20 protein-coding genes and 1 riboswitch are annotated in these 22,436 nt (G+C 33.2%); of the genes, 19 read left to right on the forward strand and 1 reads right to left on the reverse strand.

The features are described from left to right. The first annotated feature begins 51 nt into the window (after window positions 1-51). From coaA to pmrB, 14 genes are all read left to right on the forward strand, one after another. The gene (gene coaA, locus J3U19_RS05435) at window positions 52-987 is read left to right on the forward strand and encodes a type I pantothenate kinase (RefSeq protein WP_267340469.1); all 936 of its coding nucleotides are present in this window, start codon (window positions 52-54) and stop codon (window positions 985-987) included. Between the two features lie 16 nt (window positions 988-1,003). Continuing rightward, the gene (locus tag J3U19_RS05440) at window positions 1,004-1,459 is read left to right on the forward strand and encodes a DUF1090 domain-containing protein (protein WP_267340468.1); all 456 of its coding nucleotides are present in this window, start codon (window positions 1,004-1,006) and stop codon (window positions 1,457-1,459) included. 796 nt (window positions 1,460-2,255) lie between these two features. Next, window positions 2,256-2,300: riboswitch (PreQ1 riboswitch) on the forward strand. Between the two features lie 2 nt (window positions 2,301-2,302). Then, window positions 2,303-2,776 carry a preQ(1) synthase gene (gene queF, locus J3U19_RS05445; protein ID WP_267340467.1) on the forward strand — a complete coding sequence of 158 codons (474 nt, stop codon included), beginning with the start codon at window positions 2,303-2,305 and terminating at the stop codon, window positions 2,774-2,776. A 24-nt stretch (window positions 2,777-2,800) separates the two neighbouring features. Then, window positions 2,801-3,454 carry a 7-cyano-7-deazaguanine synthase QueC gene (gene queC / locus J3U19_RS05450; protein ID WP_267340466.1) on the forward strand — a complete coding sequence of 218 codons (654 nt, stop codon included), beginning with the start codon at window positions 2,801-2,803 and terminating at the stop codon, window positions 3,452-3,454. Window positions 3,455-3,501: 47 nt separating this feature from the next. Then, a complete protein-coding gene (locus J3U19_RS05455; protein WP_267340465.1) occupies window positions 3,502-4,176 on the forward strand; it encodes a 7-cyano-7-deazaguanine/7-aminomethyl-7-deazaguanine transporter in 675 nt (224 codons plus the stop codon). A gap of 252 nt (window positions 4,177-4,428) precedes the next feature. Continuing rightward, window positions 4,429-9,489: an alpha-2-macroglobulin family protein gene (locus tag J3U19_RS05460; protein ID WP_267345647.1), complete on the forward strand. Its 5,061-nt coding sequence runs from the start codon at window positions 4,429-4,431 to the stop codon at window positions 9,487-9,489. Between the two features lie 111 nt (window positions 9,490-9,600). Continuing rightward, window positions 9,601-11,892 (forward strand): penicillin-binding protein 1C, encoded by a 2,292-nt coding sequence (gene pbpC, locus J3U19_RS05465; RefSeq protein WP_267345648.1) that lies wholly within the window; start codon window positions 9,601-9,603, stop codon window positions 11,890-11,892. Between the two features lie 12 nt (window positions 11,893-11,904). Then, window positions 11,905-12,327 carry a nucleoside-diphosphate kinase gene (ndk, locus tag J3U19_RS05470; protein WP_267340462.1) on the forward strand — a complete coding sequence of 141 codons (423 nt, stop codon included), beginning with the start codon at window positions 11,905-11,907 and terminating at the stop codon, window positions 12,325-12,327. A gap of 738 nt (window positions 12,328-13,065) precedes the next feature. Continuing rightward, the gene (locus tag J3U19_RS05475; RefSeq protein ID WP_416380312.1) at window positions 13,066-13,866 is read left to right on the forward strand and encodes an ABC transporter substrate-binding protein; all 801 of its coding nucleotides are present in this window, start codon (window positions 13,066-13,068) and stop codon (window positions 13,864-13,866) included. 3 nt (window positions 13,867-13,869) lie between these two features. Beyond that, window positions 13,870-14,598 carry an amino acid ABC transporter permease gene (locus J3U19_RS05480; protein WP_267345649.1) on the forward strand — a complete coding sequence of 243 codons (729 nt, stop codon included), beginning with the start codon at window positions 13,870-13,872 and terminating at the stop codon, window positions 14,596-14,598. A 9-nt stretch (window positions 14,599-14,607) separates the two neighbouring features. Further along, window positions 14,608-15,291 carry an amino acid ABC transporter permease gene (locus J3U19_RS05485; protein WP_267340458.1) on the forward strand — a complete coding sequence of 228 codons (684 nt, stop codon included), beginning with the start codon at window positions 14,608-14,610 and terminating at the stop codon, window positions 15,289-15,291. 122 nt (window positions 15,292-15,413) lie between these two features. Beyond that, entirely contained in the window at window positions 15,414-15,953 is a 540-nt protein-coding gene (locus J3U19_RS05490; RefSeq protein WP_267345650.1) for a phosphatase PAP2 family protein, read from the forward strand. Between the two features lie 104 nt (window positions 15,954-16,057). Further along, window positions 16,058-16,720, forward strand: a complete 663-nt coding sequence (pmrA, locus tag J3U19_RS05495) for a two-component system response regulator PmrA (protein WP_267345651.1) — start codon at window positions 16,058-16,060, stop codon at window positions 16,718-16,720. Window positions 16,721-16,746: 26 nt separating this feature from the next. Next, entirely contained in the window at window positions 16,747-17,850 is a 1,104-nt protein-coding gene (pmrB, locus tag J3U19_RS05500) for a two-component system sensor histidine kinase PmrB (RefSeq protein WP_267345652.1), read from the forward strand. Here the strand turns inward: pmrB and J3U19_RS05505 are convergent. Next, on the reverse strand, window positions 17,819-18,439 hold the full coding sequence (locus J3U19_RS05505) for a YrbL family protein (RefSeq protein ID WP_267345654.1): 621 nt from the start codon (window positions 18,437-18,439) through the stop codon (window positions 17,819-17,821). The genes pmrB and J3U19_RS05505 overlap by 32 nt on opposite strands. A 275-nt stretch (window positions 18,440-18,714) precedes the next feature. Here J3U19_RS05505 and rplM point away from each other — a divergent pair, with 275 nt between their 5' ends. The 5 genes from rplM (at window position 18,715) to J3U19_RS05530 (ending at window position 22,415) form a co-directional block, all read left to right on the forward strand. Beyond that, the gene (gene rplM, locus J3U19_RS05510) at window positions 18,715-19,143 is read left to right on the forward strand and encodes a 50S ribosomal protein L13 (RefSeq protein ID WP_267340451.1); all 429 of its coding nucleotides are present in this window, start codon (window positions 18,715-18,717) and stop codon (window positions 19,141-19,143) included. An 11-nt stretch (window positions 19,144-19,154) separates the two neighbouring features. Then, complete coding sequence (gene rpsI, locus J3U19_RS05515; protein WP_034915459.1) at window positions 19,155-19,547, forward strand: 30S ribosomal protein S9; 393 nt, start codon at window positions 19,155-19,157, stop codon at window positions 19,545-19,547. A 332-nt stretch (window positions 19,548-19,879) separates the two neighbouring features. Next, entirely contained in the window at window positions 19,880-20,512 is a 633-nt protein-coding gene (locus J3U19_RS05520; RefSeq protein ID WP_267340447.1) for a glutathione S-transferase N-terminal domain-containing protein, read from the forward strand. 49 nt (window positions 20,513-20,561) lie between these two features. After that, the gene (locus tag J3U19_RS05525; protein ID WP_267340446.1) at window positions 20,562-20,972 is read left to right on the forward strand and encodes a ClpXP protease specificity-enhancing factor; all 411 of its coding nucleotides are present in this window, start codon (window positions 20,562-20,564) and stop codon (window positions 20,970-20,972) included. Window positions 20,973-21,473: 501 nt separating this feature from the next. Further along, complete coding sequence (locus J3U19_RS05530) at window positions 21,474-22,415, forward strand: inorganic triphosphatase (protein WP_267345656.1); 942 nt, start codon at window positions 21,474-21,476, stop codon at window positions 22,413-22,415. The last annotated feature ends 21 nt before the right edge of the window (window positions 22,416-22,436 follow it).

The raw sequence follows: 22,436 nt of genomic DNA on the forward strand, positions 1-22,436 counted from the left end.
TGTATAATCTGAGCCGAATATTCTTGAATCAATCGTTATAGAGAAATAAACATGAATAATCATTTGAGTCCTTACATGCAGTTTAGCCGTAAAGAATGGGCAAGCTTGCGTAATTCGGAACCAATGACCTTAACATCTGGAGAACTAATTTCTTTACAGGGAATCAATGAAGATTTATCAATGGATGAAGTAAGTGAAATTTACTTACCTTTATCAAGATTACTCAATTTTTATATTAGTAATAGTTTTAGTCGGCAGGCGGTATTATCTAAATTTTTAGGTAAAAGCCAAAAAATCCCTTACATAATTGGTATCGCGGGCAGTGTTGCTGTTGGTAAAAGTACTACGGCACGTGTATTACAGGCATTACTAACTCGTTGGCCTGAACATAGAAAAGTAGCGTTAGTTACTACGGATGGTTTTTTATATCCAAATAAATGCCTTGAAGAGCGCGGCATTATGAATAAAAAAGGTTTTCCACAATCCTACAACCTTAAAAAGCTAATTAACTTTGTTGCAGATATAAAATCAGGGCAAGCGGAAGTTAAAGCACCGGTTTATTCACATTTAGTTTATGATATTGTAGAAAATGAAGAGATCGTGATCGACAGTCCAGATATTTTGATTTTGGAAGGTTTAAATGTATTACAAGGTGCGGTCAATTATACTCAAGCACATAATCGAGTATTTGTTTCAGATTATGTTGATTTTTCGATATATGTTGACGCCGATTTATCTTTATTACATCATTGGTATGTGAACCGCTTTTTAAAATTTAGAGCAGGGGCCTTCAGTGATCCCAATTCATACTTCAATCACTATTCTCAATTACCAGAACAAGAGGCAATCAGCATCGCTAATCGCTTGTGGAGTGAGATAAACGAATTAAATTTAGTTGAAAACATTTTACCAACTCGAGAAAGAGCCAGTTTGATTTTGACAAAAGGTAACGATCACAAAGTAGATTATGTTCAATTAAGAAAATAAACTTAGGAGGATCAATATGAAATCAGCAATAGGGTTATTAAGTAAATTAAGCATTATCACTTTAGTTATGGCGTTTTCTGTAAATAGTTATGCATCAAGTAATGATGTACATGAAGGATTGACTTGCGATGCTAAAAAACAGGCCATCGAAGCAAAAATAGAACAAGCCAAAAAAGCCAATAATACTTTTGAAATCACAGGGCTTGAAAAAGCACTTCAACAAGTTAATACCAATTGTTCGGATGACACATTGGAACAAAAATACAAAAGATTAGTGGAAGAAAAAAGCAAAAATGTCTCTGACAAAACCAAAAAATTAGCAGAAAAAACCAAAGAGTATGAAAAAGATGGTATTAATGCAAATCAAGACAAAATTGATGCTCTAAAATCTAAATTGCACGATGCAGAAAAAGAACTCACTGAAGCAAAAAATAAATTAGCGGATTATTATGATAAAGTTAATACTAAGTAATCTTAGTTTTTAATTTTATTGAAATTAAAAAATAGATTCGAACAATAAAATAATATTGAAATTTGTGCAATTAATATTGACTTTGAGGAGATATATTACTTCTTGAGGTCATCTTTAATATCTCATATTAGCTAAAATTATGTTAATTTTCTTTAGTTCTATTTAGCTATTTTCTGTAAAAATGCTGTTAACCTAAAGTGCTACCAAAAACGATAAGTTTTATATGATCATTTATCTAAATATTATTAAATAAAACCATTAGAAATGGATGAATATTATGACAGATAATTTACGGCTATTAATTACAAAATTTTAAAACTTGAATACTGAAAATCGACTAAATGTATTCGATGTAAATATAATCAATTAAATTATTTTAAGTTTCTATTACCAATTGTTAAAAAATAATTAGATAATCGCATTAGGACTATTAATAGTCCAAAGAACAACATGAGTCTTACAACGATATAAATAAACAGATTATAACATTGATCTTTATTATCCCTTTACTATTCATAAATTTATGACTATTGATTAAAAATCTTCTACAAGGATGTTTTTTTTATCGGTAATGAATGTTGTCTTTTTGATAAAACAGAATGAGTGTTACACATAACAATTACTGAAAATAAACTGATCTCTTTTTTATAAAATTTTATTAGATAGCTAATTTTATAGAGTAATATTTGCTATTTTTCAAAGTTAACCGTTTCATTGTTTCCAAATCAGCTCTTAATTAATTTGATTAAAATGATGTTCTAGACTTTTTTAGTAAAAAAAGGTAAGGTGTGCGGCTTGTCTCGTGGTTCGTGAACCTCCCACGCAAAAAAACTAAGGAAAATTATGAGTAACGTTACATTATTAGGCGATCAGTCTGTTCGCTATCCAACAACCTATGCTCCGGAAATTCTGGAAACTTTTGATAACAAACATCCCGGTAATGATTATTTTGTTAAATTTAATTGTCCGGAATTTACGAGTCTTTGTCCTATTACAGGGCAGCCTGATTTCGCCACAATTTATATTTCTTATGTGCCTAATATCAAAATGGTTGAGAGTAAATCTCTTAAGCTGTATCTATTCAGCTTTCGAAATCATGGTGATTATCATGAAGATTGCATCAATATCATTATGAAAGATCTGATTAAGTTAATGGATCCTAAATACATTGAAGTGTGGGGTAAATTTACACCACGTGGTGGTATTTCAATTGATCCTTATGCCAATTATGGTAAATCCAATACTCAGTGGAAGCAAATTGCACTCAATCGCTTAGTTAATCATGATCTTTATCCCGAAAAAGTCGATAATCGCTAATTATCAATCTGACAGGAATTTTTAATGAAAAATCGTAAAGCACTAGTGATATTTTCTGGAGGGCAAGATTCGACGACTTGTCTGCTGCAAGCCATTGCCGATTATGGTCGTGAGAATGTTGAAACCATAAGCTTTCAATATGGTCAACGCCATAGTATTGAATTGGATAAAGCTAAGTGGATCGCCGAGGATTTAAGTGTCAAGCAAACCGTAATTGATACATCAGTGATCAAACATATGACCAATAATGCTTTGATTGATGATTCGCAAGAAATCAAAGCTGCACAAGATGGTGATTACCCAAATACTTTTGTTGATGGACGTAATATGTTGTTTTTACTGTTAGCGGGTTGTTATGCCAAGCAGAAAGGTATTAATGATATTATTATCGGCGTTTGTGAAACGGATTTTAGTGGTTATCCTGACTGTCGTGATATTTTTATTAAATCCATGAATGTATCGATGAATTTAGCGATGGATTATGCATTTAATATTAAAACACCCTTGATGTACCTGACTAAAGCTCAAACATGGGAAATGGCTGATAAATTGGGTTATCTTGATTATGTTCGCCAAAATACCCATACTTGTTATTACGGTGTAGAAGGGGGATGTGGTAAATGTCCTAGTTGTATGCTGCGTGATAAAGGTCTACAAGAATATTTAGCCCAAACTTAACCAATATTTATCTGGGTTCTCTCACCCCATTAAAAAAGGAAACAAATATGTATTTAAACGTTCATTCACAATTGATTGAAAAACAATTTACTCGACAGCAAAAACATAAAGCACTCGGCTGGTTGGCTTTTTTTCATATTATCGTTATTGCTTCCAGTAACTATTTGGTACAAATTCCATTTGATATTTTTGGATTTCATACTACTTGGGGAGCGTTCACTTTTCCATTTATCTTTTTGACCACTGATTTAACTATTCGTATTTTTGGTGCCAGTTTGGCGAGAAAAATTATTTTTGTGGTTATGATTCCCGCTTTATTGTTTTCGTACCTAATTTCGGTTCTATTTTTCGAAACCCATTGGGTAGGTTGGTCAGCATTGATTCATTTTAATAGCTTTGTTTTTCGAATTGCTTTAGCCAGTTTTGCGGCTTATTTAATTGGACAATTAATGGATATTACTGTTTTTAACTATTTAAGAAAAAATCGTTCTTGGTGGGTAGCACCTTCCGCTTCTGCAATTTTTGGAAATGGTATTGATACTATCGTCTTTTTTGCTATTGCTTTTTACAAAAGCAGTGATGAATTTATGGCCAATCATTGGGGTGAAATTTCGTTAATGGATTACAGTTTTAAAATTTTAATTTGTGGTTTGTTCTTTTTACCATTATATGGGATTATTTTGAATGTTATTTTAAAAAAATTAACTGCAAAAACGCTATAAACCAGTCAGTCATCACCCAATTATTTATAAATTACCAACATTTGGAGCTTATTGATCGTACAGTAAGTTCTAAATGCCAAGAGTACCACTTCAAATCAGTTTTTCTGAAAAATTCTGTTAAAAATTTGATTTATCATTTTATAAACAATTCCTATTATAAAGATTTTTTGCTAAACGTTTACTGACAGTGCATAATATTGATAAAAAATAATCACATCATTTTGTGAAATAAAAGGGTAAATGGGTGAAATCATGATATTGATTAAACACTTAGCGATATTAAGTTTGTTTTTAACGCTATGTGCTCAAGCCAATGATAACGAGCTTATGACAAAGATAATGGATAACAAAAAAAATAGCTCGACGCAAAATGTGAATATTGATTTGCAATCACCTATTGTATTTAATCCAACACCTGATTTAATCGAAAAATATAAAGATAAAAAACTAGAAATTCTTGATTGCTCAGAGATCATTCTTGATGGATCAAGTACTCTAGTTGTGACTTTTTCTGTTCCACTTCTACCCAAATTAAATTTTACAAATTTACTGAGATTAGTCGATAAGGAAACCGGTGTAGTCGATGGTGTCTGGGAGTTGTCTGATAATGGTTTGGAATTACGACATCGTTATCTTGCACCAAATCGTAAATTAGCATTAACGATCGATAAAATGTTAACGGCAATTAATAACAGTCGTTTACAATCAGTTTATGAAAAAGAATTAACGACTCAAGATCGTCATCCCATGGTGAATTTTGCCAGTACTGGATTATTATTACCGAGTAAATCCATGAGTGGATTACCTGTCACCACATTGAATGTTAATAAGGTCGACATTAACTTTTTTAAAATTAAGCCCGATAAATTAAGTGATTTTATTCATAAATTTGGCTTTATTAATAAACTTTCAGTTTGGCGTTCAGAAGAGATGAATGGCTATGCCGATTTAGTATATTCGTCACGTTTTGATCTTAATCCTAAACCCAATGCTCAAGAAACTGTTCTAGTCAACCTTTCAAAAATTAATGAACTTAATCAGGAAGGCGTTTATGTTGCCGTGATGAATGAATCTGGGACTTACAACGAATCAAATCCAGCAACCCTATTTTCAATAAGTAATATTGGAATTTCAGTTCATAACTATAAAAATCATAAATTTACGGTTATGGCTTATGGATTGGATGATGGTAAGCCTCTTGCAAATGTTGAAATAGCTTGTCGTAATCGTGGAAAAGTAGATAACAATTGTCAATATATTTTAGAAAAGACAGACCAAGATGGTTATGCTGAATTCACTATGGATAACAATGATGAATATCGGGTATTGACAGCCAGCGATGGAAAACAAACTTCATTTATATATATTGATCGCAATGCCCTTAATCTGACTGAATTCGATTTATCAGGCACACCTTATTATGACAAGCAATTATTTGTTTTTGGACCCCGAGATCTTTATCGTCCAGATGAAACTGTCTATTTTAATGCATTATTACGTAATGCCGATGGACAACCATTGCCTAACCAACCAATTATAGCAGATATGATTTCAGCTAATGGACGAGTAGTTAAAAATTTTCAATTAAAAAGCAATGCTGATACGAATGGTTTATATCAGGCTAATTATGTTATTCCATCTGATGCAGCAACAGGTAAATGGTCAATTCGTTTCAATCTAGGGGATGACATTTATCGTTATTGGTATTTTAAAGTGGAAGAATTTTTGCCAGAACGTATGGCGATGGAAATAACCAGTTCATCCAGCGGTCCAATATTAAGCGATGAAGACGTTTACTTTGATATCAAAGGTTGGTATTTGTATGGTGCACCAGCATCAGATAATCGCCTAGATGCTAATGTGTATTTAAAGAAAGTTGATTCTATTGCTGGATTAGCCGATTTTAAAATTGGTTCAGTAACAGACGCTAATCTCTACAGTGAACTTGGTTCGTTTGAGGAGAAATTAGATAACAATGGCTTAAAACAGCTTCATATTAAGAAAAATAGTTGGTCAAACTTACGTTCTCCAGTCAAAGTGGTTCTACAAGCGAGTCTGCTGGATTCAGGTGGTAGACCTATTACGCGTTATGCTACTCAAACCATTTGGCCTGCAAATAAATTACCTGCAATTCGAGCTTTATTTGCGGATTCACCATATTATGATTGGAACAGTGATAATTATTATGAGCGTCCAACCGTTGATATCGGGACTAATGCAGAATTTGAAATTGCTTATGTCAATTTAGAGGGTGAAAAACTTGGTACAAATTCCTTAAAAACAAGACTGATTCATGAGCGTCGTCAATATTATTGGACTTGGTCAAACGAAGATGGCTGGCAAGTAAATTATAATTCCAGTGACATTGTTATTTCTGAGGATCAATTATCCATTGAAGTGGGGAGTACGACTAAAATAAGCTATTTGAGCAGTGATTATGGATCTTATCGTATTGAAGTTATTGATGCAGACTCTAAAGTAGTGACAAGTTTTCGCTTCTGGTCAGGTTACGATTGGGAGGATAATACACATGGTACGAAATCAGTGCGCCCCGATCAAGTCAAGTTAAGTATTGATAAACCCTTTTATCATGTCGGAGATGTGGCTAAAGTCAATGTTCAAGCTCCAGTTGTAGGATCTGGTTACATCTCTCTTGAAACAAATGATGGTATCATTTGGAAAAAAGCAATTACTGTAGGCGAAAATGGTTTGGATGTCGATATACCAATTGAAAATTGGGGAAGACATGATATTTATATTAATGCCATGATAATACGCCCATCGACTGATGCAGCAATACAAACAGTAAAACGAGCAATGGGTTTACTTTATTTACCTACTGATACAACTAAGCGTCATTTAAATATCTCAATCGATTCTCTAAAACAAGTGCATCCAGAAAGTATTGTGCCAATTAAAATCAAAATGGATAAGCAATTTATTCAAAAAGATAAAAAAGTTATAGTGTTAGTTTCTGCTGTTGATTCGGGTGTACTAAATATTACTGATTATGTTACGCCAGATCCTTACGTTGGCTTTTTAGGACGTAAACGTTATGATGTTGATATTTTTGATGTTTATGGTAGCTTAATTGAAGCTTCAGGGCGTAATGTTACTATGAGCTTTGGTGGTGATGCAATGGGCACTGGTGGAAAAAAAACGTCTAATGATGTTTTTATTGTTGCTCAACAATTAGAAACTATTCAATTAAATGATCAGGGCGAAGGTATTGTTGATTTACAATTACCTAATTTCAATGGTGAATTGCGCATAATGGCACAAGCATGGGATGACAATCGTTTTGGTAAAGCAGAAAAAACGATAAAGGTAGCAGCGCCTGTGATTGCCGAATTATCCACTCCGCGATTTTTATCCGGCGGAGATCAGGCTGTATTAGCGTTAGATCTTCATAATTTGACTGATACGATCCAAACTATGCAAGTTGAAATATCAACCACAGGTTTGATTCATCAAAATGATGCCAAATCTATTTCTGTCAAACTTGATAGCAAACAAAAACATATTATTCAGATTCCTGTTGCTGCAAACTTTGGTTATGGTATAGGTACTATAACTGTTGATGTGAAAGGTATTGTCATGGATGATAATAAAGATTTTAACATTCGTCGTTCTTGGAATATAGGTGTAAGACCAGCTTACGCTCCAACATTAAGATATTATCAGGCAGTGTTAGATGAAAATAAAAGTTGGAAATTACCTGACCAAGCATTAACTGAATTGATTAAAAATACCGTTGAAGGGCAATTGGTCGTCTCTAATCAACCTCCACTGAACATTGCTCAATATATTAAAAGTTTATTTGCTTATCCTTATGGTTGTTTAGAACAGACAATCAGTGGATTATTCCCATCTTTATATGCGAACAATGAACAGCTTGCACAGTTAGGTATTAAAACCGATTCTGATGACAAACGCCGTGAAAAGGTTCATATAGGCATTTTACGCATTTTATCAATGCAACGGAGTAATGGCAGTTTTGGTTTATGGAGTAGTCATAGTGAAGAAGAACATTGGCTTACTGTTTATGCCACTGACTTTTTATTGCAAGCTAAAGAACGAGGTTATCAGGTAAATGATAAAGCACTTGATGCCGCAATGATGCGTCTTGGTCAATATGTTTATGATTCATCTTCATTTAACCATCTTTATTATTACGGGAATGAAAAAGAACTTGAGTTTGAAAAGTTGTCTATTAAAGCTTATGCGCTAATGATTTTATCCAAATACAGTAAGATTTCCTCAGCAATGCGAAATGAAATCAATTATTTATCTAATAAAATCAATAATGATACATCGTTTGTTTACTCCCCATTACCTTTGGCACAATTAGCAGTAAGTGCGAAGATAAATGGCATGACATCTATTTATGACAAATTATTACCATTAATCTTCACAACTCCATTTAACTATAGTAAATGGCTAGGTAATTATGGTAGCAAAATTCGTGATCAAGCATTAATTTTATCATTATTGATTGAAAACGATATGGCTCAAAAAGATCAAGCCAGTTTTCTATTTATTCTATCTGAATTATTAAATGAACAACGCTATTATTCAACTCAGGAATTGAATGCATTGTTTATTGCTGGTTGGTCATTAGAGCAACATAAAAAGGACAATAAATTTAAACTGGCAATAAATGATAACGTTGCTAAGGTAAATTCAATCTTCTCAAATTCCTATCATTATGAAGCCTTAACGAAAGGGTTATCTATTAACAATTCAAAATATAATCAACCTCTTTATCTTAAATTCTCTCTTTCTGGTTATGGACAAACTGCTCCAGCACCAACATCACAAGATGGCTTTTTTAACATTAGTCGAACCTATTACGATTTGCTGGGTAACAAGATTAACCCATCGCAATTAGAAGTAGGAACAATAATGGTAGTGATTTTAGATGTAACATCCAAAGAACCTGTTCATGATGCATTGATTGTTGATTACTTACCAGCTGGATTAGAACTTGAAAATCAGAATCTTTCTAATAGTAGCGTGCATCTATCATCCATCCCTAGCATAGCATCTTTATTGAAAGATGATGACGTAAGTCAACTTAAATATCAGGAATTCAGAGATGATCGATATGTGGCTGCTGTGAATATCCAAAATGATATCGGACAAAAAAAATATCATAAACGTGTTGCTTACTTAGTGAGAGCAGTAACAACAGGAAATTATATGATTCCTCATCCTTATGTTGAATCAATGTACCGTCCTGATCGATTTGCTATTGGGCAATCTCCGAGCTTAATGACGATATCGGTTCCAATAAAAAAAGTAATTAATTAAGTGATAGTAAAGGATTTGAATACCCTTACTTAGATAAATTTCATTGATTACTCCGTCAATAGCATTGGTGGAATTGCTTTTTTAATTGTATTAGATAGACGAATACCAATAATGAAAAAGTTTTTTAATAAATTATTTATCTTTTTATTGTTATCGTTAGTCGGCGGCTTTTTTGTTGCTGATTTTCTTTTTCCATTATCAATTTCGCAAAATAAAACAACACAAACCGTTGTTGCTCAAGATGAAACTCCTTTATGGCGATTTGCTGATGAAAAAGGTATTTGGCGTTATTCGGTAAGCCTTGATGAAGTTCCTGATTATTATCTTGATGTATTATTACATTATGAGGATCGTTATTTTTATCATCATATTGGTATTAATCCATTATCGTTATTTCGAGCTGCTTGGCAAAATTTATCGAGTAATAAAATTATTTCGGGTGGTAGTACCATTTCAATGCAAGTGGCTAGGTTACTCGCTCCTCATGATCGAACTTTGATTGGTAAATTAAAACAAATTTTTCGGACTTTGCAACTTGAACTCCATTACACTAAACAAGAGATTTTAACTTTATATATTAATCATGCTCCCTATGGGGGAACCATAGAAGGTATTGGTGCCGCTAGCTGGTCTTATTTTGGTAAACAACCTAAAGCCTTAACTCGAAGTGAGGCAGTATTATTGGCAGTATTGCCTCAAGCTCCAAGTCGATTAAGGCCAGATCGATTTCCTCGAAGAGCTACGCTAGCTCGTGACAAAGTATTAGATAGACTTGCACAGTATGATGTTTGGCCAAAAGAGTTAATTGATCAAATTCGACGAGACGAAGTTTGGGTTTATCCACGAAAAACGCCACAGTTAGCCCCATTATTGGCTTATAGATTAAAACAGCAATATCCTAATGATAATACGATTCATTCCACTATTGATGTTTCTATTCAGTATATTTTAGAAGATCTTGCTATTAATCGAAAACAACAATTACCGCCTAAAACTTCATTAGCAATTTTAGTGGTAGATCATGCAGATATGACAGTTAAAGGGTATGTAGGTTCAGCTGACTTTAATGATAAAGAGCGTTTTGGTCAAGTTGATATGATTAGAGCGTTACGATCTCCTGGTTCAACACTCAAGCCATTCATTTATGCATTTGCTCTCGATGAAGGTATGGTCCATTCTGAATCGTTATTACAAGATGTTCCACGTATTACCTCCGATTATCGACCAACTAATTTTGATGAAGGTTTTCATGGACCTGTAAGTGTCTCTGATGCATTAAATCAATCATTAAATTTACCAGCAGTCCAATTGATTGAGTTATACGGCCCAAAAAAGTTTGCAGGAAAACTTGCTGGCATTGGTTTACCTTTATTTTCTATTGCCAATGAACCAAATATTTCCTATATATTAGGTGGAGCCTCGCTTAGGATGGATAACCTTATTAGTGCATACAGTGCATTTGCAAGGCAGGGTAATGTTAGTCCCTTACGATTTACTCAATCCGATCCCTTGATTAATAAACCCTTTATCTCTAATGGTAGTGCATGGATTACTCGGCAAATGCTAATGAATAACAATTTATTAGCTTTTAAAACAGGAACCAGTTATGGTTATCGTGATGCTTGGGCTGTTGGTATAAATCCTCGATATTTAATTGGTATTTGGGTAGGGCGCCCTGACGGTACTCCTGTTGTTGGGCAGTATGGTTCAATGTCAGCATTGCCAATTTTGCAACAAGTTAATTCAATATTATTAAATAGAGAAAGGCGCTTAAATCAACCTCTCCCTGCTTATGAGAAACCTGAATCGGTATCGATTGAGAAAATTTGTTGGCCATCAGGTCAGCCACTTCCCGATTCAGATGTTAATTGCCATCGTCAAAAAACAGCATGGGTATTAAATAATCTGTTACCACCAACATTAAGTACCGTGAGTGAATTAAAAAACAATATTTACCATTCAAGTTGGATAAACATTTGGGTAAATGAACGAGGTAAGCGTGTTGCCGCTGATTGTACAGGAGCACAAAAAAAAACAATAGCCTTGTGGCCTGTTTCATTAGAAAATTGGTTGTTAACCAAAGAACGAAGACAAGCATTATTGCCTCCCATTGATAAAAATTGTCCTGTAATGAATAAAGATATCTTCGCCTCACTTAATATCGTTGGTTTACGGAATAACCAATTGATTAGGGCGTTACCCGGTAATAAACAAGTCACAATTGATTTAATTCCTGAAGGTGGATTTGGCGAAAAATGGTGGTTTCTAGATGGAGTTTTAGTCGCTAACTCCAAGGATAATGAAAAAGTTGCTTTAACAGTAAACAAAAATGGGAAACATCGTTTACTGGTGTTAGACGAAAGTGGACAAATTGTACGAATTAATTTTATTTCAGATGAATAAAGGAACATTAACATGGCTCTAGAAAAAACGCTCTGTATTATTAAACCTGATGCTGTAAAAAAACAGATTATTGGTGAAATTCAAACACGTATTTGCCAAGCTAAACTTAACATTATTGCAATAAAAATGGTGAAATTAACACAAGAACAAGCTGAAGGTTTTTATGCTGAGCATCAAAACACCCCTTTTTTTGCTAATTTAATAAAATTTATGATGTCTGGTCCAATTGTTGTTCAAGTTTTGCAAGGTGAAAATGCCATTGAACGTTACCGACAACTTATGGGACCCGCTGATCTATCTAAAGCTACTGCTGGTACTTTAAGAGCAGATTTTGCTACCAATGTGAGAGAAAATGCCGTGCATGGGTCCGATTCTTTTGCATCAGCAGAACGTGAAATTTCTTATTTTTTTGTTGATAGTGAAATATTTGGATAGGTAATGGTGATTTCACAATTAGCTAGATATTTTAGGAAAAATTAACAATAAATAATTAATAAGTGCAGTGCAACAATCATGATTGACCCATCAACAGGCAAATTATTGATGGGTATTTTAGCAAGAACAGAATAACCATCTGTTTATCTTTTATTTATGCATATTTGCTATTATTTAACTAGTTTGATTACGATAGATGCGATGTCATTATTTATTAATAGCATTCAGGTGGTATTGGTTTAATGTGTGTTTACTGAGTCTAATCTACTTCATCCTTCCACATATTACACTCTATTTATTAATACCTTTCAGAGTGATATAACACACTTGAGTCCTTCTCAAAAGGATTTCTTTTTATCGAGTATGCTATTTTTTTATTTATCTGAATATCCTTCCCAATCTCAATTTTAATAGCCAATTATTTTCCAACATATTTACCTTAATGCAAGAGGTAATTATTTTCCATGCATCTATGAATTTGTAGATGTGTTTTTTTAATTATTACTCTTTAATATAAGATCTAATTATTATCATTTTCATCTTTTTGTTAAAAATAGCTTATTTTCAATCTATTAGCGATTTTAACTAGCAAATTTAATTACCTTAATATAACTTTTAGTTATAACTATGTGATGATTTGTTATTTATCCATATCATTTTTTTGTTGATAGACTTTTCAGATATCAAATATAACTTTTATTGAGGTATAAAATGAAATTTCTTACTAAACTGCTAATAATGATGGCTATTATCGGCGCATTATTAAGTGCGAATTCTGCTTTTGCCGATCGCTTAGATAATATTGAAAAGCAAGGTGTTATTAAAATAGCCGTATTTGATAGTAATCCGCCTTTTGGTTTTATTGATGAAAAAACGAATAAAATTACCGGTCTTGATGTGGATTATGCCAATGCTATTGCCAAAGCATTAAATGTCAAAGTTGAATTGGTACCCACTAATCCTGCTAATCGGGTTCCATTATTAACTTCACAAAAAGCAGATTTAATTGTGGCAAACTTTACGGTAACGGATGAAAGAGCAAAAACAGTCGATTTTAGTTTGCCCTATTTTGCTACTGGTCAAAAATTTATTGCTAAAAAGGGCATACTTAAAACACCCGACGATCTGAAAAGTCTACGAATTGGCGCTGACAAAGGTACTGTTATGGAGATTACCCTTAGGGAAAAGTATCCAACAGCGAAAGTGATTTCTTATGATGATACACCCTTTGCGTTTGCTGCGTTACGTAATGGTGTGGTGCAAGCGATTACTCAAGATGATGCTAAATTAATTGGTTTACTTGCCAATGTACCAGAAGCACAGCGTGAGGCTTTCGAAATTTCACCATTTAGTCTTACGCAAGAATATCAAGCGGTTGGTATTGCAAAAGGAGAAACGCGTTTAAAAAACAAGATAAACCAAATATTAGTAAATCTTGAAACAGATGGCGAAGCATTAACGATTTATAATCGTTGGTTTGGTCCTAATACTAAATCAGCAATGCCTCGTGGTGAATTTAAAATAGGTCAAAGCGAATAAATCATGTTAGATCAATTAATTGAATCTCGCTATTTATGGTGGTTATGGGACGGTTTTTTAGTAACCTTAGCCATCTCATTTCTTACTATCGTTTTTTCGACCATTTTGGGTTTTTTGCTGTTTGTTGCTCAGCAAAGTCGAATTAAATTGGTTAAAGGTATTGTAATAGGATATAACGCAATTTTTCGTTATTCTCCATTATTACCTCAACTGTTCTTTTGGTATTTTGGTATTGGAAACTTGCTGCCCAACGAATTTAAAATATGGTTGTTTGACGAACCACAGATTCAGTTATGGTTTTTTACATTAAAAATGCCATCATTTGAATTTATTATTGGTTTTATTGGATTGACATGTTATTCCAGTGCTTTTATTGCAGAAGAATTTAGAGCAGGTATGGCAGGCGTGAGAGTAGGGCAACAACAAGCAGCTTTAGCATTGGGATTAACATGGTGGGAAAGTATGCGTTTTATAATTTTACCTCAAAGTTTTGGTATCGCCTTTCCTCCCCTAATTGGTCAATATATGAATATTGTCAAAAATTCATCACTAACAATGGCGATAGGAGTATTAGAGCTATCTTATGTTTCAAGGCAAGTTGAAACCGAATCATTAAAAACTTTTCAAGACTTTGCTATCGCAACATTTTTATATATTTTGGCTATTGTAATAATTGGCACATTAGGCAATATTTATCAAGCTAAGCACATCCAAATAAGAAATAAGGTGTAGTGACTTATTATGGAACTTAAAGGTTTAGAAGTTATTTATCATAATTTAAGTTATATGATGTGGGGTAACTTTCCTGGCGGAATATTTTTAACACTCTTAATGAGTTTAGCAGCGATTGTGTTTTCAACTTTTATAGGGATTTTAGCTGGCGTTGGATTAACGGTGACTAAAGGTCTTGTTCGCTCTTTATTCATTAGTGTGCTAGGCTTTTTAAGAGCAATTCCAGTGATTATGCTCATATTTTGGACTTATTTTTTATTGCCTGTATTACTTAATGTGAATGTACCGGCAATTACAACCGTTGTTTTTGCATTATCTGTTATTGGTGCTGCTTACATTGGCCATTGTGTGAATGCCGGTATGATTGCTGTGGCGAAAGATCAGTGGCAAGCTGCATTTTCCTTAGGATTCTCTAAAACCCAAGTTATTATCTATATTATTTTACCTCAAGCTATTAAAATGATGATGCCATCTTTTGTTAATCAATGGGTGTCGCTAATTAAAGATACTTCCTTGGCTTATATCGTTGGTGTTGCTGAATTTACTTTTATTGCCACACAAATTAATAATCGCAGTATGGTGTATCCGACCGAAATATTTTCATTTGTTATCATTGTTTATTTTATCATTTGTTTATTTCTAGATATTGTTGTATCGTTTTTAACAAAAAGTCGTTTGTTTCATGCAAAATAATGAATCATTTAACGATTTTGTTTGATAAAAATTTATTGATTAATTGAGTATTTTGTTATTAAGGTTCTTTTAAGATTTATGCATTAAATTATGAATAACTGTAATTAATCTGGTAATGATCAATGTGGCATGATTTTAATACCCAAATTTTTCTATTAATCAATGCGTCGGATCAAGCATCGAAATCATTTGTTAACTTTGCTATTTTTTGTGCTAAATATTTAGTCTATGTCCCTATTATTATTATGAGTATTGATTGGTTTATTCATCCTAATTATCGGCAGCTTATCATTAAAATGGTAATAGGTTTAGCAATTGCATTATTGATTACTTTTATTATTCGTCATCTATTTTATTCTCCACGACCATTTGCAGTAGATGTCGGAACGAATTACCTTTTTCATGATAAAACAAGCTCGCTACCAAGCCAACATGCGGTCTTTGTATGGACTCTATTTTTTACTGCTTTTTTTAATAAAACGCAGCGAACTAAAACAACTTTATCTTTATTGGCATTAGTTGCATTGTTGGTCAGTTGGAGTCGTATCTATCTAGGGGTACATTGGCCATTAGATATTTTTGTTGGATTTATTGTAAGCATTGTATCTTCATTGATAATAAAAAAATGCTGGATACATATAACTAAATTATTTAATCGATAGTTATCTGATAAATTGTCATTAACCGATTTATTATGCCAAGCTAAATTTATAATAAGTCATCAACTATCGACTTGATCACTAAATTCCGATTAGAGTAAATGATAATGAAAATACTTATTGTTGAAGATGATAGTTTGTTACAAAAAGGTCTGTATGATGGTATTACATCCAATAATTATGTGTGCGAGATAGCATCGACAGGTAAGCAGGCTGAACAATTTATCCAATTTGGGCAATTTAGTTTGATTATTTTAGATCTGGGTTTACCGGATTGTGATGGTTTAGAATTGCTTACCCGATGGCGAAAAAAGCAAATTGATACACCCGTCCTTATTCTTACCGCTCGCGATACAATTGAGGATAGAGTCGAAGGTTTAGATTTAGGTGCTGATGACTATTTAATCAAACCTTTTGCTTTAACGGAATTATTAGCTAGAGTACGGGCATTAATTCGTCGTAATCAAGGAACCGCTGATAATTTAATTAGTTATAGTTCAATTACTATTGACATCAAACAGCAAAAAGTGACTCTCAATAATGAAGAAATAATATTAACACCTAAAGAGTTTATTGTTTTGTCTCGATTGATGTTAAAAGCAGGTGAAAAGGTGCATCGTGATTTACTGCAAAATGATCTTTATGATTGGCAAAGCGATCCCAGCTCAAACGTCTTGGAAGTTTATATTCATGGATTACGTAATAAACTCGGGAAAAATTTTATTCGAACTGTTCGTGGCTATGGCTATCAACTTAGCGATGGTTCTTAATTACCTATTAAATAAATAAACTTATTATGATCGTAAAATCTGTTAGTAATATTCGTCACAGTATTCGCTGGAATCTTTTTTTTACTTTAGGCGCAATTATGCTCATTTGCCAAATTATCACCGTCTTTTGGTTATGGCATGAAAGTAAGGAACAAATTGATGTATTGGTGAATTTAACACTGAGCCAAAATAAAATTGATGAAGTGGTTGAGCATGAAGAACTTGAAGCCATTTTTGCTCTGTTTTGTTCTGCTTTTACCATGATGTTAGTGACATTATTTTTAGCCTATAAAGCGATTAAATGGATTACCAAACCGTTAGAGATTTTGGAAAAAGATCTTAATCAGCGCACTGAAGAAAATTTAAAACCCATTTTGCCGATTAGTAACATGCGTGAAATAAAGTCCATCACTTCAGTACTAAATAATCTGTTTATTCGACTTAATACAACTTTAGCACAAGAACGACTTTTTACTGCCGATGTGGCGCACGAAATGCGAACGCCACTTGCTGGCATTCGTTTACATTTAGAATTATTAGAAACAAAAAACAAGATTGATTGTACAGAATTAATCGACAGAATTGACCGTTTGGTCAATACTGTTGAGCAATTATTGATGTCAGCGCGTGCTAGTCAAAAATTTACCGTTGGACAATATCAACAAATTAATTTTTATCATGATATTATGTTCCCATTATCCGATGAATTAACGGAATTAACCAAACAGAAATTTCAATCAATTGAATGGAATATACCTGACTCGAATCTTTTATTTAATGGTGATGTTACTTTGATTAGGTTACTATTGCGTAATTTAGTTGAAAACAGTTATCGATACAGCCCAAAAAACACCAAAATAGTGGTAAGTTGCTATAAAGATAATAAAAATATCATTATAAGTGTGGAAGATGAGGGGGCAGGCATTGACGAATCCAAAAGTGAAAAACTTACTCAAGCCTTTTTCCGTATGGATCGTAAGCATAACGGTATTGGGCTTGGTTTGAGTATTGTTAATCGTATAGCTAAGTTACACCATGGTCTATTTACATTAAAAAATCGATCTGACAATACGAAAGGTGCGATTGCGCAATTACAACTTACTGATTCACCGCGTCAATTAAACGAGTAATCAAAGGGTTATTGCTATTTTCTTTAACGATAGATACTAAAAAGCGCTGCCAAGTACGTTCAATTTTAGATTTAGCAAAATAAGGAAGGTAATTTGCTATTGGAATAAAAGTAGAATTGCCGATATTATCGATAATAATCAAACGACTATTTGTTTCATTTAAATGTTGAAATAAGATGTTCTTACTTTTGATGGTCATGGTAATAATACGATCTTTCAATAATGCGGATTTTAACTCTTTAAGTCCCATGACTAAGGAATCAAAATATTTTTCGGTTAACAAGTTATCAGCAAGATATTGTTCCAGTGGCGTTGCGGTTTTGCCATTATAATCTCGAACCAGCTCAAAGATATGACCTTTACCATAATTGGTTGAAACAGGTCCATAATATTTAGCTAATGCATCAAACGATATATTTCGTTTAATAAGATGTTTATAATAGGCAATTTCGCGGTTGGTTTCTTCTTCTGCTCCTTCATTATAATTAACTTTAATGCATTGATTTACATCTTTAGGATTATGATAACATTTGCGGTGTAATCCTTGACTTATATAATCTTTTTCAGACAGTGTAATGGTCGTATTCATGGTATCAATACTCTATGATTTATCTATGATTTTAAGTTTAACAGCAAGCGTTTATTCTCGCCATGATTTTTTATTTTTACGCTAGCACTTTTATAATATTTCTGTATAATATTGGCACCCACGTTACAACAACGTTTTTCCCAACGTTGTTTTCGGTTGTCAAAGTTAATGTAACAACTCGAAGGGGTTAGTTAGTTAATAGCAACAATCAAAAAGTGTAAATAAATCAAGTGATTTATTAACGTGAGATTAATTAAAAAATTGGATAATTACGAATGAGTACTTTTTCAGCTAAACCAGAAACAGTTAAACGCGACTGGTATGTTGTTGATGCAGCAGGTAAAACGTTAGGTCGTTTAGCTACTGAAATCGCAAGCCGTTTGCGTGGTAAACACAAAGCAGAATACACACCACATGTTGATACTGGTGACTATATCATTGTTATCAATGCAGAAAAAGTTGCTGTAACAGGCAAAAAACGCACTGATAAAATTTATTATCGTCATACTGGCTACATCGGTGGACTTAAAGAAGCGACTTTTAGAGAAATGATTGAACGTCATCCTGAACAAGTCATCGAAATTGCTGTAAAAGGCATGTTACCGAAAGGTCCTCTTGGTCGTGCAATGTACCGTAAACTAAAAGTTTATGCTGGTAGTGAGCACAATCATGCGGCACAACAACCGCAAGTACTAGATATTTAAGGGGATAGAAGATGGCTGATAATCAATATTACGGTACAGGTCGCCGCAAAAGTTCTGCTGCTCGCGTGTTCATTAAACCAGGTAGTGGAAATATCGTTATTAATAAACGTTCATTAGAACAATACTTTGGTCGTGATACTGCTCGTATGGTTGTTATGCAACCTTTAGAGTTAGTTGAAATGACTGACAAACTTGATCTATACATCACTGTTAAAGGTGGAGGTATTTCGGGTCAAGCTGGTGCGATTCGCCACGGTATTACTCGTGCATTAATGGAATATGACGAAACATTACGTTCTGCATTACGTCAAGCAGGTTTTGTTACTCGTGATGCTCGTCAAGTTGAACGTAAAAAAGTGGGTCTGCGCAAAGCACGTCGTCGTCCACAATTCAGCAAACGTTAATTGCATACGTTACAAAGTTGTTTTCAAAACCCAGTCAAAAGCTGGGTTTTTTTATGGCTAATTATTATCATATTTACAACAGCCATGGAAGTGAGTGATTAAATGCCACATAGTCTATTTGCTATAATCCTAATCTTTTAAATTTAAAGATTACAACCAATAGAACGATCATTTTTTACTCAAACGTATAGTTAACCTTAAACTTCTTGTCTGAAAATAATTCCTTACAAGAAAGATAGCAATAAAATGCAATTTTTTAACAAATTTGTTATCCAATTTGTTAGAATAGTTACTAAACTAACTTATTTTAACTTTGGTTATTGGGAGTGAGCATGGTTGTTGCTGTTAATAAACGTTCTGTTATGACATTATTTTGTGATACAACAGATATTTACGGCCATCAGATTCGTTTTGTACTGGCAGAAAAAGGTGTGACTGCTGAAATCGAATTTGTAACCGCAGATGATTTACCTCAAGAATTATTGGATCTCAATCCATATGCAACTATCCCAACGTTAATTGATCGCGATCTCACTTTATACGAACCTCATATTGCATTAGAATATCTTGATGAACGATTCCCACATCCTCCTTTGATGCCGGTTTATCCTATTCTCCGCGCAAACGCTCGCTTAACCATGTATCGTATCAAAAAAGAGTGGTATTGCGCTTACGAAACTATTATTGCCGATCCTAATAGCAATGCAGCTAAAACCGCCCGTAAAAACTTATTGGATGATCTTGTTTCGATTTCAGTTATCTTTAAAGAAAAAGATTATTTTATGAGTGATGATTTTACTTTATGTGATTGTTATTTTGCTCCATTATTATGGCGCCTACCAATGCTTGATATTGATTTACCTAAAGTCGCTGAAAAAAATTATTTAAATTATATGGCGCGGATTTTTGAACGTCCTGCTTTTACTCAGTCTCTTACCGATGATGAAAGAAAGATGAGAGCATAATAAATAATTTTATCTAACTAGCACTATTTGTTATACAAGGTATTTTTTTATGGAACTTGAGCAAATGACTCCTCGCCGCCCTTATTTATTTAGGGCTTTTTATGATTGGATTCTGGATAATGATTTAACTCCCTATATTGTGGTGAATACTTCTATTTATGGAGTATTAGTTCCACAAGAGTTTGTACAGAATAATCAGATTGTTTTAAACATTGCACCACAATCCGTAGGTCAATACATATCGAATAATGAGCAAATTGAATTTAATGCTCGCTTTTCAGGTGTACCACAACATATCGTTGTCCCTATGTCTGCCATCGAAGCGATCTATGCTCGTGAAAATGGAGTAGGAATGGGATTTGAGGATGAACCTCAATATCGAATGTTACAAGACAAGCAAAATAATCAATCCAAAGCACCTCCTGCGAAAAAGACCAATCCATTTAGAGTGGTAAAATAATTTTTTCAATAATAGCATTATAGTTAGAATTTATTTTTAATGCCTATCAATGCCCGCTTAACTAACGGGCAATAGGTAAAATAATTCATGTATTGCCATTGAAAATTCTATCAGTTATCGTTTATATGATGAAGCGATCAAACGTATTGTTGAGCAATAATAATGATTATTAATAAATTTTCTTCATGTCATGTATGAATATCCCTGAGAACAATTCAAGTAATCGTTTTGAGGAAATTAATATTGAAAGCATGAATAAACAATAATATTGCCATTATGTTTGCACACCCCTACCCACTTTAAGGAATACCGATAACAAGTTTATGAGAGAAAGAAAGTATTGTTGAACAAAGTAACTATCCATAATTAATGGATAATAATGGTTTATTTGCCTGACTTTGTTCTCTGCAAAAATAACCGTTTTTGTTAGCAATGGATTAAGTGTATTTATTGGGAAAATCAGTATATGATATAAAAAATTAACTGATTTAACTGAACATAATGAAAGAAATCGAATTAAAATTTGGAATTGCAACTAACAATATTCATGATTTGAAACTTTTTTTAAATCAATGGACAAGTTGTGATCAAGCTGAATTTGAAACCGCTTCAAAAATTCAAAACAACATTAATGAACTAAAGCTTTATAATACTTATTATGATACTCAAGATTACTATTTACGATCAAATGGCTATGGTTTACGTATCAGGGGAACACAAAATAAGTTCGGTAAACAATTTGAAATAACCATAAAACATGGTAACAAAGCTGTTGCTGGTCTACATGAACGTTCTGAATTTAATGCTAATCTACCAGATGACCATCTCGACTTAACATTGCTTCCAAGCAGTGCCTTTCCCAAAGATTGTAATATCACAAATTTACAAAAAATGCTGCACCCTTTATTTTCAACACATTTTGATCGGCAAACATGGTTAATTTCATTTGCTAATAGCGAAATTGAAGTCGCCTTAGATCAAGGAGAAATCATCTCAGATGGTAAATCAAAATTAATACAAGAAGTTGAATTAGAGATAAAACAAGGAAATAAAGATGATTTAATCAACTTTGCCATTGAGTTGAGCAGATTTAATTTACATCTTTTTTCACAAAGTAAGGCGTCACGTGGTTATCGATTATTGAAAAACGTACCACTTAATTGCACACCTTTTTGCTTGCAAATTCAACATGATTTATCAAGTCTATTAAATTTTTGGCAAAAAAACGAAGAGTATGCACTCGAAAATACTGATCTTGCGTTTTATCAACAACTATTACTTCAAATAAGTGAAATTTTAGCTAATCACGATATTGCAAATGAATCTGAATTTAAACAGTGGCAGCAAGCAATCACGAGTATTCATTCCGTTTCTGATTTTGCTTACAGTCCAGTAAATACAGTTTTGAAACTAATGTTAATTGCACAGTTAAATAAAGAGTAATATTAGATGTAGATAAGGTAA

Source organism: Gilliamella sp. B2828 (genome assembly GCF_026537125.1).
In the GTDB taxonomy this organism is placed as follows: Bacteria; Pseudomonadota; Gammaproteobacteria; order Enterobacterales; family Orbaceae; genus Gilliamella.

What these genes read in the sequence shown, in the direction of transcription:
- coaA (WP_267340469.1), top strand. Translation starts at nt 52, where the DNA reads ATGAATAATCATTTGAGTCCTTACATGCAGTTTAGCCGTAAAGAATGG.
- J3U19_RS05440 (WP_267340468.1), top strand. Translation starts at nt 1,004, where the DNA reads ATGAAATCAGCAATAGGGTTATTAAGTAAATTAAGCATTATCACTTTA.
- queF (WP_267340467.1), top strand. Translation starts at nt 2,303, where the DNA reads ATGAGTAACGTTACATTATTAGGCGATCAGTCTGTTCGCTATCCAACA.
- queC (WP_267340466.1), top strand. Translation starts at nt 2,801, where the DNA reads ATGAAAAATCGTAAAGCACTAGTGATATTTTCTGGAGGGCAAGATTCG.
- J3U19_RS05455 (WP_267340465.1), top strand. Translation starts at nt 3,502, where the DNA reads ATGTATTTAAACGTTCATTCACAATTGATTGAAAAACAATTTACTCGA.
- J3U19_RS05460 (WP_267345647.1), top strand. Translation starts at nt 4,429, where the DNA reads ATGATATTGATTAAACACTTAGCGATATTAAGTTTGTTTTTAACGCTA.
- pbpC (WP_267345648.1), top strand. Translation starts at nt 9,601, where the DNA reads ATGAAAAAGTTTTTTAATAAATTATTTATCTTTTTATTGTTATCGTTA.
- ndk (WP_267340462.1), top strand. Translation starts at nt 11,905, where the DNA reads ATGGCTCTAGAAAAAACGCTCTGTATTATTAAACCTGATGCTGTAAAA.
- J3U19_RS05475 (WP_416380312.1), top strand. Translation starts at nt 13,066, where the DNA reads ATGATGGCTATTATCGGCGCATTATTAAGTGCGAATTCTGCTTTTGCC.
- J3U19_RS05480 (WP_267345649.1), top strand. Translation starts at nt 13,870, where the DNA reads ATGTTAGATCAATTAATTGAATCTCGCTATTTATGGTGGTTATGGGAC.
- J3U19_RS05485 (WP_267340458.1), top strand. Translation starts at nt 14,608, where the DNA reads ATGGAACTTAAAGGTTTAGAAGTTATTTATCATAATTTAAGTTATATG.
- J3U19_RS05490 (WP_267345650.1), top strand. Translation starts at nt 15,414, where the DNA reads ATGTGGCATGATTTTAATACCCAAATTTTTCTATTAATCAATGCGTCG.
- pmrA (WP_267345651.1), top strand. Translation starts at nt 16,058, where the DNA reads ATGAAAATACTTATTGTTGAAGATGATAGTTTGTTACAAAAAGGTCTG.
- pmrB (WP_267345652.1), top strand. Translation starts at nt 16,747, where the DNA reads ATGATCGTAAAATCTGTTAGTAATATTCGTCACAGTATTCGCTGGAAT.
- J3U19_RS05505 (WP_267345654.1), bottom strand. Translation starts at nt 18,439, where the DNA reads ATGAATACGACCATTACACTGTCTGAAAAAGATTATATAAGTCAAGGA.
- rplM (WP_267340451.1), top strand. Translation starts at nt 18,715, where the DNA reads ATGAGTACTTTTTCAGCTAAACCAGAAACAGTTAAACGCGACTGGTAT.
- rpsI (WP_034915459.1), top strand. Translation starts at nt 19,155, where the DNA reads ATGGCTGATAATCAATATTACGGTACAGGTCGCCGCAAAAGTTCTGCT.
- J3U19_RS05520 (WP_267340447.1), top strand. Translation starts at nt 19,880, where the DNA reads ATGGTTGTTGCTGTTAATAAACGTTCTGTTATGACATTATTTTGTGAT.
- J3U19_RS05525 (WP_267340446.1), top strand. Translation starts at nt 20,562, where the DNA reads ATGGAACTTGAGCAAATGACTCCTCGCCGCCCTTATTTATTTAGGGCT.
- J3U19_RS05530 (WP_267345656.1), top strand. Translation starts at nt 21,474, where the DNA reads ATGAAAGAAATCGAATTAAAATTTGGAATTGCAACTAACAATATTCAT.